General features: G+C 40.5%; 11 protein-coding genes. 3 read left to right on the forward strand and 8 right to left on the reverse strand.

Annotated elements, in window-relative coordinates:
• The first annotated feature begins 100 nt into the window (after positions 1-100).
• Positions 101-874, forward strand: a complete 774-nt coding sequence (gene xth, locus HKX40_RS02195; protein WP_171587940.1) for an exodeoxyribonuclease III — start codon at positions 101-103, stop codon at positions 872-874.
• 137 nt (positions 875-1,011) lie between these two features.
• Here xth and HKX40_RS02200 read toward each other — a convergent pair whose 3' ends face one another.
• The 4 genes from HKX40_RS02200 to HKX40_RS02215 form a co-directional block, all read right to left on the reverse strand.
• Positions 1,012-1,554, reverse strand: a complete 543-nt coding sequence (locus tag HKX40_RS02200; protein WP_171587941.1) for a SecDF P1 head subdomain-containing protein — start codon at positions 1,552-1,554, stop codon at positions 1,012-1,014.
• 99 nt (positions 1,555-1,653) lie between these two features.
• Positions 1,654-2,379: a pseudouridine synthase gene (locus HKX40_RS02205; protein WP_171588070.1), complete on the reverse strand. Its 726-nt coding sequence runs from the start codon at positions 2,377-2,379 to the stop codon at positions 1,654-1,656.
• Positions 2,380-2,428: 49 nt separating this feature from the next.
• Entirely contained in the window at positions 2,429-2,767 is a 339-nt protein-coding gene (locus HKX40_RS02210; RefSeq protein WP_171587942.1) for a P-II family nitrogen regulator, read from the reverse strand.
• A 149-nt stretch (positions 2,768-2,916) separates the two neighbouring features.
• Positions 2,917-4,587 carry an NAD+ synthase gene (locus tag HKX40_RS02215; RefSeq protein WP_171587943.1) on the reverse strand — a complete coding sequence of 557 codons (1,671 nt, stop codon included), beginning with the start codon at positions 4,585-4,587 and terminating at the stop codon, positions 2,917-2,919.
• Positions 4,588-4,869: 282 nt separating this feature from the next.
• Here HKX40_RS02215 and argH point away from each other — a divergent pair, with 282 nt between their 5' ends.
• Positions 4,870-6,267, forward strand: coding sequence for an argininosuccinate lyase (argH, locus tag HKX40_RS02220; RefSeq protein ID WP_171587944.1), 1,398 nt, complete (start codon positions 4,870-4,872; stop codon positions 6,265-6,267).
• Positions 6,268-6,329: 62 nt separating this feature from the next.
• On the opposite strand, the gene HKX40_RS02225 is transcribed toward argH, so the two are convergent.
• The 3 genes from HKX40_RS02225 to ppsA form a co-directional block, all read right to left on the reverse strand.
• Positions 6,330-9,908: an autotransporter outer membrane beta-barrel domain-containing protein gene (locus HKX40_RS02225; RefSeq protein ID WP_171587945.1), complete on the reverse strand. Its 3,579-nt coding sequence runs from the start codon at positions 9,906-9,908 to the stop codon at positions 6,330-6,332.
• Positions 9,909-10,351: 443 nt separating this feature from the next.
• Positions 10,352-10,675, reverse strand: coding sequence for an FKBP-type peptidyl-prolyl cis-trans isomerase (locus tag HKX40_RS02230; protein WP_171587946.1), 324 nt, complete (start codon positions 10,673-10,675; stop codon positions 10,352-10,354).
• A gap of 277 nt (positions 10,676-10,952) precedes the next feature.
• A complete protein-coding gene (gene ppsA, locus HKX40_RS02235) occupies positions 10,953-13,322 on the reverse strand; it encodes a phosphoenolpyruvate synthase (RefSeq protein WP_171587947.1) in 2,370 nt (789 codons plus the stop codon).
• A 150-nt stretch (positions 13,323-13,472) separates the two neighbouring features.
• Here ppsA and ppsR point away from each other — a divergent pair, with 150 nt between their 5' ends.
• Positions 13,473-14,300, forward strand: a complete 828-nt coding sequence (gene ppsR / locus HKX40_RS02240) for a posphoenolpyruvate synthetase regulatory kinase/phosphorylase PpsR (protein ID WP_171587948.1) — start codon at positions 13,473-13,475, stop codon at positions 14,298-14,300.
• Positions 14,301-14,376: 76 nt separating this feature from the next.
• On the opposite strand, the gene HKX40_RS10830 is transcribed toward ppsR, so the two are convergent.
• Complete coding sequence (locus HKX40_RS10830) at positions 14,377-15,150, reverse strand: TrmH family RNA methyltransferase (RefSeq protein WP_171587949.1); 774 nt, start codon at positions 15,148-15,150, stop codon at positions 14,377-14,379.
• Positions 15,151-15,170: the final 20 nt, after the last annotated feature.

The raw sequence follows: 15,170 nt of genomic DNA on the forward strand, positions 1-15,170 counted from the left end.
GTATAAGGGCAAATAGTGTTTGAAAAGTGTGAAGATTAGAGCTGAATGTTAAAAAGCCTTATAATAACGGCTTTATAGATTCTTTTCTGAAATGCCTCTTATGAAAATTGCCAGCTGGAATGTTAATTCCCTCTCTGTCCGCCTTGAGCAAGTCATTGATTGGTTAAATCAAAGCCAAGTTGATGTTCTCTGTCTACAAGAACTCAAAATGGAGACACATAAATTTCCAGAGGAAGCATTTAAAGCTATTGGTTATCATGCAGTATGGTCTGGGCAAAAGACCTATAACGGTGTGGCGATTCTCAGTAGAACCCCACTGGCCAATGTACAAATCAATAACCCACTTTATGACGATGAGCAACAACGCCTTATTGCAGCGGATGTAGGCACAGGCGAACAGTTAGTTCGTGTGATTGGGGTTTACTGCCCCAATGGTAGCTCGCTTGATAGTGATAAATTTATCTATAAAATGGCATGGTTTGATGCCCTTAATCAGTATGTTCGTGAGCAATTACAGCAATATCCTGCCTTAGTATTAACAGGTGATTTTAATATTGCCCCAGAAGACCGTGATGTACATGCCAAGTATAGTGGTGATGTACTAATCTCCCCAGCTGAACGCAAGCAATTCCAAGGTTTACTGGCACTAGGCATGAAAGACTCCTTTAGACTTTTTGAGCAGGCAGAAAAAAGTTTTAGTTGGTGGGATTATAGACAATTTGGCTTTAAACGCAATGCAGGTCTACGGATTGACCATCTACTGCTTTCTGACGCATTGGCAAACAAATGTACAGCAAGTGTGATTGATAAGGCACCACGTGCTAATGAACGCCCTTCAGACCATACCCCAGTCATTGTGGAATTAGCAATGTAGATTTTTTCTAAGAATACCTAATACACTACATTGCTACATTCACAACAACGTCTTGCCACTTTGCCAGAAAGCTGCTCTTTGTTTAGTTACAGTACAGCCACAACATAACGAGCTACCAAGAAAGCAAGAGAGGTCCCCTATTCTCCATCTAAAATCCGACGTTCCATTATCTGAGCATTCTTGACGCTATCCATAGGCACTTGGAGAATACCTTGTGTATTTGCAGCACCAATCTTGGAAGTAGAAATTAGCTCATTGCGCAACGTCATAATCAGAATTTTGCCAATATTCTTTGCTGTTAATGACTGTAGTTTCTGAGCACCTGCAGGAGAAAACACCAGATTCAAATAAGGACGGTTCTGCTCATCCACCACTGCTAATGCATTGCTCAAATCACTAAACACTAAGGTTTGACGAGGATCAACATAAACTGTCATACCCTTTTGGCTTACTGCTGTATAGCCAGCGACAGGTGTAGTTGCTCCAACATAAATAACCAAAGATGACGCAACTTGTTTAAGTTGAGGGGATTGTATAGGTGTTAGTGGAGTATTGGCAGGCACTACCCCTTGTGCAGGAGTAGCAGGCTGAGGAGAAATTCCCATCATTCGATCCACTGCTTGACAGCCAGCTAATGTAGCAACCAACCCCATCAATAGACTTAATCGTTTGATTTGCATAACTTTCCTTAATTTTCCCAAAAATAAGTAAACTGTATTTTTTAGTACCTAGCGTACTGTCTTTTAATAGAAACAATCGCCTATTTTAACAAATATTTCCTATAAAAACCGCTCAAACGGTTTAAGATAACGCCATTGTCCTTGCGGTAAATCCGCTAAAGTCACATTTCCCATGCGTACACGCTTAAGTCCAACAACCTTTAACCCAACCAATTCACACATTCGACGGATTTGACGCTTCTTGCCCTCCCACAAGATAAAGCGAAGCTGATCATCATTAATCCACTCAACCTCTGCCTCTCGTAAGGGTTGACCATCTAAACTCAAACCATGATTTAATAATTTAAGTCCGTTAGCAGAAGTTTTACCCTCAACTCGCACGATATATTCTTTTTCAACCTCTGAATCATCACCGATAAGCTGTTTGGCAATACGACCATCTTGAGTAAGCACTAGTAGACCTTGAGATTCAATATCCAGACGTCCTGCTGTTGCCAAGCCCTTTAAGTGATTCGGGTCAAATTTGTTATGTGCCTTATCAAACTGACGCTCTGGAGTAATTAAAGAAATTGCTGCCTTATAGCCTTTTTCAGGTTGAGAAGACACATAGCCCACTGGCTTATTCAAAATAATGGTTGCCTGTTTAGACTGATGGGCTAAAGCCTGTTTATCTAGCGTAATATTTTGATAAGGAAACGCTTTGGTTCCTAAGGTTGCGACCTTTCCATCTACTCTCACCCAGCCTCGCTCAATATATGCATCAGCCTCGCGACGAGAACAGATACCCTGTTCGCTTAATAATTTAGAAACTCGAACTTTTTCTATAGACATAGTACAAATAAAAACCTTGAGTTTGCCCTTTTTTGATTAGAACTTAAATGGCTTGTTCGTTAAGCTCACCAGTACGAATACGGACAACTTGTTCTACATTGGTCACAAAAATCTTACCATCGCCGATTTTACCTGTACGTGCAGCGCGGATAATTGTTTCAATCGCAGACTCTACAATATCGTCCTTTACTACCATCTCAATTTTTACTTTGGGTAAGAAGTCCACAGCATACTCTGCTCCTCGGTAAAGCTCGGTATGACCTTTTTGGCGACCAAAGCCTTTTGCCTCAATCACGGTTAACCCAGTAATGCCAATTTCGCTTAATTCCTCACGCACTTCATCTAATTTGAAGGGTTTAATGATGGCTGTAATTAATTTCATAATAACCTCTTTGTCTCACTTAATACGAATCACATTTATTCTGTCAATATTCCATACATCTTATTGCTGGATTGATGGCAATAATTTATTTTCTGACTATGCTTCTCCAACAAACCACCACCATCTCCTTTAAGGGGAGCATTGATATATCAATACCTATATCCATTAGTAATTGGTGCCCGCCAATCGCGACCAAAAGCACGACGAGTAATCTTAGGACCAGGGGCTCCTTGGCGGCGTTTATATTCATTGATACGCAACAAACGAGCAATTTTTTCTACTGCCTCGCGTTCAAAACCTTCTGCAATAATTTCTTCGCTAGATTGGTTAAACTCCATCATGCGTTCCAAGATTGCATCAAGAACATCGTACTCTGGCAAGCTATCTTGGTCTGTTTGGTTATCACGCAGTTCTGCACTTGGTGGTCGAGTAATAATGCGCTCAGGAATAACATATCCTATGCTATTACGCCATTTCGCTAAACGATAAACAAAGGTTTTAGGAATATCCTTAATCACTGCAAAACCACCCACCATATCACCGTAGAGTGTGCAATAACCTGTGGCCAGCTCAGACTTATTGCCAGTAGTTAAAATCAATGAACCAAATTTATTTGAAAATGCCATCATCAACACACCGCGAATACGGGCTTGAATATTTTCCTCAGTTGTATCTGGAGGCAAATCTTTAAAAGATGGAGCCAAACTTTCTAAAAATGAACTGAACATAGGAGCAATAGCAATTTCATCATATTTGACTCCAACTAATTTAGCCATCTGAGCAGCATCATTGACCGAAATATCTGCTGTATAACGAGACGGCATCATCACAGCATGAGCATTGTCCTTGCCTAATACATCCACAGCAATGGCCAATACTACAGCCGAGTCAATACCACCAGACAGACCTAATGCCACTGTTTTAAAGCCATTCTTGCGGCAATAATCCCCCGTGGCCAACATCAACGCTCGCCATACTTCTGACTCAATACATTCTTTATTGTCTTTAATCAAAGGCTGTGACATGCGCGCTGGCTGATGCTCTCCTAAAGGCAAGGCTGTCACTGCCTCGATTGCTGAATACGCCATACGATAAACACCCAAAGTACTGACAAAAGGTGTCAACTCATTGACTACGTTACCCAGTGAATCTAACACAAACGAATTACCATCGAAGACAAGGTCATCTTGACCTCCCACAATGTTGCAGTAGAAAGTATTCATGTGCAAAGTGCTTACATTGGCACGTAGCACCTCAATACGTTGTTCGTCTTTCTGCATGGTATAAGGGGAAGCATTGAGGACTAATAAACTTTGAGCCCCATGCTGCTTTGCCTGTATTGCCACCTCAGTCAACCAGACATCCTCACAGATTGCAATAGCAAAAACATGATTTTTATAAGTAAACAGCGACGGCGTACTACCTGGAGAAAAATAACGATGCTCATCAAACACCCCGTAATTGGGCAAGGCTTGCTTATGATAGGTCTGCAGAATTTGACCATTAACAATCAAAGAGGCTGCATTATAAAGCCTGCCATCTTCGTGGTGAAGATGACCCACTAAGATATGCATATCCGTCAATAAGGCTAGACGTCCCAACAATACATGTAATGCCTCATCGTGCTGCTGCAAGAAATGAGGGCGATACATTAAATCCTCTGGCTGATAGCCAGTCAATGCCAACTCAGGGAATACTAAAATTTCAACACCTTGTTGCTGTGCTTGCTCTGCTGCTTGAACCATCAAGTCTACGTTGTAAGACAAAGCACCAACAGTCGGGTTAATTTGTGCTAATCCAATTGTAATAGATGAAGCCATTTTTCAAAATAAATAAGTAAGACGCTTAAATTATCACATAGATAAGGGTTTCTTTGCAGAAAATTCGTTATAATTGATGCGAAATTTATACATTGCTTTAGCAGAACTAGTTATCGTTTAACCCTTATATTGAGATTCCCTGTACTAGCTGTTTTTCATTCATTAATAGTCAAAGAATCATTAGGTTTTTCAAACGAACTGTGTCGTATCTTCCCCTACTGTAGGCATATCGACATAAACCAGTACTGGTTTGCTAACATTCTACTTTTTAAAGGTTTTATCATGAGCAACACGCAAAATCAATTCGACAAAAAAAGCGAAGCTTGGTCAGCACGTTTTTCTGAACCAGTTTCTGAACTCGTTAAACGTTATACAGCTTCAATTTTCTTTGAGACGCGTCTAGCTCCTTTCGATATTCAAGGTTCTCTTGCTCACGCAGAGATGCTTAGTCATGTCGGTGTTATTTCACAACAAGATTATGCCGACATTCAAAAAGGTATGTCACAAATCCTTGACGAGATTAGCCGAGGTGAGCTTAAATGGCAACTTGATCTTGAAGATGTACACCTTAATATTGAAAAACGTTTGGTTGAGCTGATTGGTGATGCAGGCAAGCGTCTACACACCGGTCGCTCTCGCAATGACCAGGTCGCAACAGATATTCGCCTTTGGTTACGTAGTGAGATTGATACCTCTGCTGCCTTACTTGTAGAGCTACGTAAAGCACTAGCCAAAATGGCACTAGAGCACCATGCTACCATTATGCCTGGTTTTACCCACCTACAAGTAGCGCAACCCGTCACTTTTGGCCATCATTTATTGGCTTATGCTGAAATGTTTGGTCGCGACTACCAACGTTTAATGGATTGCCGTAAACGTGTTAACCAATTACCACTCGGTGCAGCAGCCCTTGCAGGGACATCTTATCCTATCGACCGTGAGCGTGTTGCCAAAACACTAGGCTTTGACGGGGTTTGCCGTAACTCTTTAGATGCCGTTTCTGACCGAGATTTTGCGATTGAGTTTTGTGCAGCCACTAGTTTGGTTATGACACATATCTCTCGTTTATCAGAAGAATTGATTTTGTGGATGAGTCCTCGTGTTGGCTTTATCACCTTAGCAGACCGCTTCTGCACAGGAAGCTCTATCATGCCACAAAAGAAAAACCCTGATGTACCAGAGCTAGCCCGCGGCAAAACAGGTCGAGTCAATGGTAATCTAATTGGCTTACTCACTCTCATGAAAGGTCAACCTTTGGCCTATAACAAAGACAATCAAGAAGATAAAGAGGGGCTATTCGACTCTGCTGACACCTTACGTGATACCTTAACTATCTTTGTGGATATGGTTTCTGGTATCAAGGTTAAAGCCGATAATATGCGTGCTGCAGCACTCCAAGGCTTCTCCACAGCAACAGACTTAGCCGATTATCTGGTGAAAAAAGGTCTACCATTCCGTGATGCACATGAAGCTGTGGCTCTCGCTGTACGCCAATGTGAGCAAAAAGGCATTGACCTTGCTGATTTAAGTCTAGCAGAACTAAAAGCCATCAATAGTTCGGTAGAAGACGATGTATTTGCTGTATTAACGCTAGAAGGTTCTGTTTCTGCTCGTAATCATATCGGTGGTACCGCCCCAGAGCGTGTTAAAGCAGAAGCTGAACGTATTTTGGCTGAATAATCGACATTAAAAAAAAGGGGGGATTAATAATTATTCCCCCTGATGGCAAGTTATTATTCTTCCTAATTAAATCGCCATGAAAGCCCTACTCTGAAATTGTAACCATCACGATGTGCTCCAAATGTTTTTTCTCCATCTAGAAACACATAGGTATTTTTGTCAGGAATAATACTAAATCCTCCACCAATCACTCCCCAAGTTCCTTTCATTTTGAACGTACGGTGATAATTTCCTGTTCGATCATGGGCTTGAATATGTTGCTTACCTAAAAACTCATGCAATATACTTGCCCTAGCATAGATACGTGTTTGCGTCTCTTTATCTAATACCTTAACTGCATCCACTCCTAAACGTCCAATCAAGCTATTAACATGTCCGAGCTTTATATTTACCTGGTTACTCGACTGATAAGATTTTCCTCTTAAGTAACTATATTGCAACTGAATTTGTGGCGTTACATACCAGGTTTTCGTTTTATTTAACCATGCTCGGTATCCATGCTCCGTACTGACACTAGCAAAGTATTGATGATAGCCTCCTTCACCCCATAATTTCCCATTTTCTCTATCAATACGATAATCATGTATTAACTTACCAATACGAACTGCATTATCATTGTAGTAAGCATCTTGGTCATAATTTCCATAATGATTAGTACTATGCAGACTTAGCATATGTTTCTTTAGATGGGCATTTGCTCTCCATGTTGTAAAGTCTCCATGAACGCTACCGTAAGTATAGCTTACCCCCCATTTATGTTTTCGCTTCATATCATTACGCATGAATCGATCATACCCTATTTCATAGGTATTGCCTTTGAGTGAAAAATCATCTTTTAGCCCTAATCGACTCACTCTAGCCCAGAATCCTGCTTTTTGTGCGGGATTAGCATAGGCTTGAGTACCTTCTCGTTTTGTATAGGTATCCAAATCTGTCAGATAGCGAAGTGATAATGCTGGAATATATTGTATCGCTATCATAGCTGGCCTATTTACTATAGGAGGTAAAATAGGGGTTGACTCTACTAAATCCTCTGGCGTCTCTGTTGGTTCTTCCACTCTAGGCTGGTCAGTAGGATTCCCTGGTGTGGTAATAGGTTCTTCTACAACAGGCTGCTCTTCAACCGGAGGATTAACTGGGGAGGGAGTCATTTTTACCAAATAAACGTTTTTAGACTCATCTCCATCATACTGTTGTCGGATATACTCATCACCTGATTTTTCTAGGGTAAATTGTGTTCCATTTATCAACCTATCCTGAGCTAAGTCTTGTTCACTTTCTTTTGCTCGACTCACATAATGTACTTTTAGTGACTGTTCAAAGAGTCCAGCATCTGAACGATAAATTTTCCCCTCTCTAAACTCATCCAAGGAATGACTGACAGTTGCAAAGCGTACTCTGTCATCTGGTTGCATACTCGCCGCTAATTCATCTAAATTCTGAATAACGAGTGTTTGCTCATCTGCCGTTCCTTGTTTGATATACAGCATATCACTCTGAGTATAGTCATCTTTATTTAGCGAAAGAACAAATTTTTGTTTCCCCTCTAAGCTATCAATATGCAAAGCACGACCTTGTGTAGCAGCTCCTCCATTCGTCATTGCTCGTAAATTAATTATTCCCCCAGCTCCTCCTAACTGACTTACCCAGCTCTGTCCTGTCATATTCCAAACAGCATTATTTGCAAGCGATAAATTAACCTCCCCTGCCCCTATTGCCTCTGGAAGAGTATCTGTATCTGATACAGGTGCAAACAACCGCCGATAATCTGTATGTTGATACGCCGAAGAATTGTCTACTCTTCCCGTTAATATACTTCCTGAGGTAAGCTGTAAGTTAATGGCACCTTGGTTCATAGCTATACTATCACCCGTCAATGCCATCGTACTCCCTTTAGAACGGACATCAATCATCCCTTTATCTGTTGCTCGTAAATTTCCTTGCATCTGACTGTTTTTTTCATAATAGATGGAAATTTTTGAACTAGATCTCGCATCTGCCACCGAAGGAGCCTGAATATTCACAGGACCATCAATGGCAATCTGTCCCTCTGTGGCTGTCAACAGTGCCGTATTTCCTGCGGAGATATTATTCATTTTCCCCGCTGATAGTTGCACAGCAGCCTTATCCCATGAGGTAATAGCTGTGCTACCTGCCCCTATTTGGTTTGTGTTGGTAGCATTAAGTACTACTTTGGCTTGTGTGCTTGCATAAATACCTTGCGATAGACTATAAACGGTGTTGGTATCACTCGCATTTAGAAGTATATTAGGGGCACCTGTATAAAAACCTCTCGCACTTATCGCTATAGGTTGCATACTCACAGGAGAATGGAGTACGACTTGATTATGTTTAGCCTGTAGAGAAACTCCAGCGGAATTAGCCCACAGCCCGATAGCAGTTCCATCAATACGTGAAGTTTCATCTTCTCGTTCTCCAATCTCAATAATATTAGCACCATTAAGTGCGGAGAAAAGAATTTTAGATGTCTTGGATGAAGCGATTCCATAAAGAAATGGTTTATCCGATGAAACAAATTGAGTAATATGGGTATCCATCAATAAAACATTGTTCTTTTCACTAGCTTCTAATCTAATATTTTCAGCACCATATGCTGTTTTACCTGATGCTTGCATCCCTATTTTTTGCGGTGTATTAGGAGCATAAATAGATAAAGTATTCTGCTTTGCTAATAGATTAACTGATCCAGTGAATGGTGCATCTATGCCGCTTGTATACCCATCCACTGTATTTATACCCATGACAACACTAAACTTTCCCCGCGGATTGGGAGTTAAATTTTTATCACCTAACTGAATAATATTATCCCCAGTTAATGCAGACAATGTAATGCTATGTGTATCATTTACAGTGGAAGTACCATATGCCATTATTCCCATCAGGAAATTAGCTCTATTTGCAGAATATTCCCCATTGATAAATAATTCATTATTTCCTTCGGTTGCATTCCATTGAATATTGGCTAATGCAGTATCAGCTCTTAGTAAATAGCGTTGTGTAGCATTAGGAACATCCATTGTTAAAGTATTTGATTTTCCTTGAAGCATAATATGCCCATTACCCGAAGCCTGCATACCTAAAGCCAAATTCACAAAATAGTTAGTATCATCTGGTGATTTAGTCTCCATTAAAAGAGAATTTATTCCTTGTGCTTTCAAGATAACCGACGCATCAGAATTTGCCCTAATAACATTCATCATTTGAGCATTGCGATAACCTACATTCTTTGTGATAGCCGCTAATTTAATATTTTGAGCACTATTTAAGAGGATATTTTTATTAGAAGCCCAAATAGGTGCACCAAAAGGAGTAGATGGCAAATGAGACATAAAAATATTGGGAACTTCTTCCACATGAACGGAGATATCACCTTGTGTCGATGTTAATTTGATGAAATCTCCTTTTTTTTGGAAGTTAAAGAAGATGCCATGAGAGTTTTCGGCATAAGTTCGTAGTTTACTATAATCATCATTGATGACATTGATGATTATCAATCCAGCCTCTTTGCTCACTGAATCATATTCATTAGCAACCGTTTGATTGAAAACAAGTGTTTTTTCTTCAGAATCGCTGGGAGAGCTCACTAATGCCATAGCTGGATTTACACTTAATGCAGACATTAGTATGGTTTGGGTAAAATTACAGTGCATAGAAAGGGAAATGAAAATAAAGAATTTCTTTCCATTCTATCTACCCTTTCTCTGTTTCCAGACTTGGCCGAGTAATTTTGTTTGTTTTTTATTAAAAACATTGCAAGAAGTAAGTAAATAGCGACATCTGCTTTTTATAGTATTTTTGGTAGAAATATTTTTGATAAAAATTAAAATTTATTTAGGAAAACAAAGCATTAACTATTTTTGACACACCGCCAGGAATTCTCTATTAATTTTTCATAGAAAGAACAATAAATTATCCCATAGAATAAAATTTACATTTCAATTTAACACAATTTGAAATTATTTATAACAATTTATTGTGTGTATAAACAACACCCATCATCAATAAAAAAACCTGTGACAGCACAATGCACTGTCACAGGTTCAAAGGGTATATCTATGTTCGTTTATTGTAATCCGAGTAACTCTACTTCAAAAACGAGCGTCGCATTAGGAGGAATAACACCCCCTGCACCACGAGAACCATAACCTAGTTCAGCAGGAATAGTTAGTTTACGCACACCACCAATTTTCATACCAACAACACCTTGATCCCAGCCTTTAATCACATAGCCTGCACCAAGAGGAAATACGAAAGGATCATTACGATCTTTGCTAGAATCAAACTTTGTACCATCTACTAACCAACCAGTGTAATGCACTACCACGTGGTCGCCTTTTTTAGCCTCTGCACCCTCTCCTACTTTAATATCTTCAATTATTAAGCTCATTCTGTTACTCCTATATTCAATTAACCACTTTTATCCTAAATATATTGCTAAAAACTGTCTTATACACCGTTGTGTACAGTAACTACGTTCATTGTAGCAACACTTCATCTATTTCAGCCACTATACCATGCAAAACTTTGATAAAAACCTATCTAATTAACGACATTAGCGACCATGCAATGCTGCGATATAGCGACACAGATTCAGACAAAAAAACGCTGGCTTAATGCCTAAGCCAGCGTTATTATTTAGCATATCCTAAACGATACCGAGGCGATTAGTCCTCAGCCAGTCTTTGCCATGTATCCACCACAGTATCTGGGTTCAATGACATAGACTTAATGCCTTTTTCCATGAGCCATTGTGCCAAGTCTGCATGATCAGAGGGGCCTTGGCCACAAATACCCACGTATTTACCTGCTTTTAAGCAAGCTGCAATCGCACGCTCAAGCATAAACAATACCGCAGGATCACGTTCATCAAAGTCAGCTGCCAATAACTCCATACCAGAGTCACGGTCAAGACCAAGACTAAGCTGAGTCATATCGTTGGAACCGATAGAGAAACCATCGAAGTATTCAAGGAATTGATCCGCTAAAATAGCATTACTTGGCACCTCACACATCATAATGAGGCGTAAGCCATTCTCACCACGTTTAAGACCATTTTCAGCTAACAAACTAACAACTCGGTCAGCTTGACTTAAAGTACGCACAAATGGAATCATGATTTCAACGTTAGTCAGACCCATTTCTTCACGTACAAAACGTAAAGCCTCGCATTCCATACGGAAGCATTCAGCAAAGTCTTCAGAAATATAGCGAGAAGCACCACGGAAACCTAACATTGGGTTTTCCTCTTCGGGTTCATAACGAGAGCCACCCACCAATTTACGGTACTCGTTTGACTTGAAGTCAGACATACGTACGATAACTGGTTTTGGATAGAAAGCAGCAGCAATCGTTGCTACGCCTTCGGCTAATTTCTGGACAAAGAAAGCACGAGGGCTTGCATAACCACGAGCGGCTGATTCAACTGCTTTTTTCAAATCACTCGCTACGTTTGGATAGTCAAGAACAGCTTTAGGGTGAACATTAATGTTGTTATTAATGATGAACTCTAAACGAGCCAAACCCACACCCGCATTCGGAATTTGAGCGAAATCAAACGCCAACTGAGGGTTACCTACGTTCATCATAATCTTGACTGGAATCTCTGGCATATCACCACGGCGTACTTCTTCTACTTCAGTTTCAAGGAAACCATCGTAGATGCGACCTTCATCACCCTCTGCACAAGAAACAGTGACCTCAGCATTTTCACGAAGCACCTCGGTACCGTCACCTGTACCGACAATAGCAGGAATACCTAATTCACGTGCAATAATCGCTGCGTGACAAGTACGACCGCCACGGTTAGTGACAATAGCAGCAGCACGCTTCATTACAGGCTCCCAGTTAGGGTCTGTCATATCGGTCACGAGAATATCACCAGCCTGTACTTGATCCATATGGGCAATATCGTGAATAATGCGCACTTTACCTGCACCAATTTTCTGACCAATCGCACGACCTGTAGTCAATACAGTACCTGTTGCTTTAAGTTTGTAACGCAACTGGACATCATGGCTAGCCTCTTGGGATTTAACAGTCTCTGGGCGAGCTTGTAAGATGTACAATTTGCCATCAATACCATCACGTCCCCACTCAACATCCATTGGACGTTGGTAGTGTTTTTCAATAATGACGGCATAACGAGCTAATTCAGTCACTTCTTCATCTGTCAATGAGTAACGATTACGCTCTGACACAGGTACATCAACAGTCTTAACCGCATTTTCACCTGGCTTACGGTCTTCGTTAAACTCCATCTTGATAAGCTTAGAACCAATACGACGGCTGATGATTGGGTATTTATTGTTAGCAAGGGCTGGCTTGAATACATAGAATTCATCGGGATTTACCGCACCTTGTACAACAGTCTCACCTAAACCATAAGAAGAAGTGATAAACACAACATCAGGGAAGCCTGATTCTGTGTCAATAGTAAACATTACACCTGCACTACCTTTGTCTGAGCGAACCATGCGCTGTACACCGGCAGACAAAGCAACCTCAGCGTGAGCATAGCCCTTGTGAACACGATAAGAAATCGCACGGTCATTGTACAAAGACGCAAACACATGGCGAATCTTGTCTAGTACATCATCAATGCCAGCCACATTAAGGAATGTTTCTTGTTGTCCAGCAAAAGAAGCATCAGGTAAATCCTCCGCAGTAGCTGAAGAACGAACTGCAAAAGTACCTTTGCCATCTGCATCTAATTTAGCAAAAGCATCACGAATTTCTTTCTCAAATTGAGCAGAAAAAGGAGCTTCAACAATCCATTGACGAATCTCTTGACCTGCATTAGCCAACTCACGCACATCATCTGGATTAAGGGTGCTAAGACGATCAGCAATGCGTTGATCTAAACCAGAGTCTTTAAGGAAATCACGAAAGGCTTGAGCTGTAGTCGCGAAACCACCTGGCACACGCACACCAGCTCCTGCAAGCTGGCTAATCATTTCGCCCAAAGAAGCATTTTTACCGCCAACGATATCAACATCGCTCATGCGGAGGTTTTCAAAAGGAATTACATAAGACATCTAGGTCTCCCAAGTAAAGAAAAAAGCATATTTATTCAAAAAACAACACTATTTTCTAAATAAATAGGCCTTCCTCTAAAAAAACTTTGAAATATAGGTTATTGTAACCTCTTAGCGAAAATAATTGGGAATTTTTAAGGAAATTTTTTTATGTCATTACCTCAAAAAACTGTTTTTGTGATTTCCGATGGAACTGGTATTACTGCAGAGACATTCAGCCACTCAGTACTGAGTCAGTTTACTCATGCTTATTCATTTAAGCAAGTCCGAGAGCCGTTTGTAACAACAGTCTCCAAGATGAAAGAAATCATTGAAAGCATCAATGAAATTGCAGAAAAAGATAGTCCCCCTATTATTTTTAGCACAATTGTAGATCAAGAATTGGTTGAGCATCTACGCCATTCCAAAGGCATTTTCCTAGATATTTTTGGTGCCTGTGTCAACACATTAGAGCTTAGCCTACAAATCCGCTCTAAACCTACTGTTGGTCGTTCTCACCTAGATGCTAGTTCAGAGTCCTATCATAAACGAATCGAAGCAATCAACTTCACTTTGGCACATGATGACGGTCAGTTTATTCAAGGATTGCAAGAAGCAGATGTGATTCTTATTGGAGTTTCGCGTAGTGGCAAAACACCAACTAGTTTATATTTGGCAATGCAACATAGTCTTAAGGTAGCCAACTTCCCTCTTATCCCGGAAGACTTTGAACGGGGTCAATTACCTAAAACCATCAAACCGTTTAAACATAAACTATTTGGTTTATCTATTCAGCCAGAGCGTCTATCTGAAATTAGAAGTGAACGCCGCCCTAATAGCCAATACGCTTCTATTGAGCAATGCCGTCATGAAGTTGCTGAATCAGAACACCTAATGCGCATGCAAGGAATTACCTGGTTATCGTCTACAACCAAATCTATTGAAGAGATTGCAACGACTGTACTGCAAATTCTTAAACTCAATACCAAAACTTATTGAGGTATCACATAGGGACATGGTTGATAAGTGTGCAAGCTGCTAATATTTAGTCGATAAAAGAGAAATCACTATATAGCTAACTCCCCTGCTGTCGCCATTGTTCGTACAAAACCAGACTACAAGCAATACCCACATTGAGCGACTCCACCTTATTGCTTTGGGGAATAAAAATCGTCTGGTGGGGGTAACGGAAGAAAATATCCGATACTCCCTGCCCTTCATTTCCCATCACCCAGACTATATCTTTAGGTAATTGCGTTTGATAAAGGTTAGCCGCCTGATGGTCTAAATAAGTGATATAAACAGGTAGCTGGTTGTGCTGTAAGAATTCCTCTGTATCTACCTGTGTATAAATATCTAAGACAAAATGTGCACCTTGCCCACTTCGTAAGACCTTGGGTGACCAAGGGTTGACGCACCCTTTGCTCAGATACACTGATGAAATTCCTACTGCTGCACAGGTACGTAAAATCGTGCCTAAATTACCCGGATCCTGGATAGAATCTAAATACACTGTGTTGCAAGATGGCAAGGGTATCTGCACAGGCGAATCTACCTGAATCCAAAACATAATGGGTTGTGGACTCTCAACATGATTCAATGCTTTAAATAAAGTTGAGTTAAGCTGGATAAAAGCTATTCCATGTAAATCCTGCAACAATGCACGCCACGGATTATCCGTATAGTCAATCCCCTCCTGCAAAATAACAGCTTTAGGGGATTGATGATAGGTTTTATACATTTGGCATAGATGATAGCCTTCAAGCAGTACATCTGTTTTGAATTTGCCTGCCGCAACCTTGGCTAATTGTTTATAAAGAGGGTTATTTTTAGATGTAATATACTGCACAATGAGTTCCCTGGCATAAC

The sequence above is a fragment of the Pelistega europaea genome (genome assembly GCF_013133775.1).
Classification (GTDB): domain Bacteria; phylum Pseudomonadota; class Gammaproteobacteria; order Burkholderiales; family Burkholderiaceae_B; genus Taylorella; species Taylorella europaea.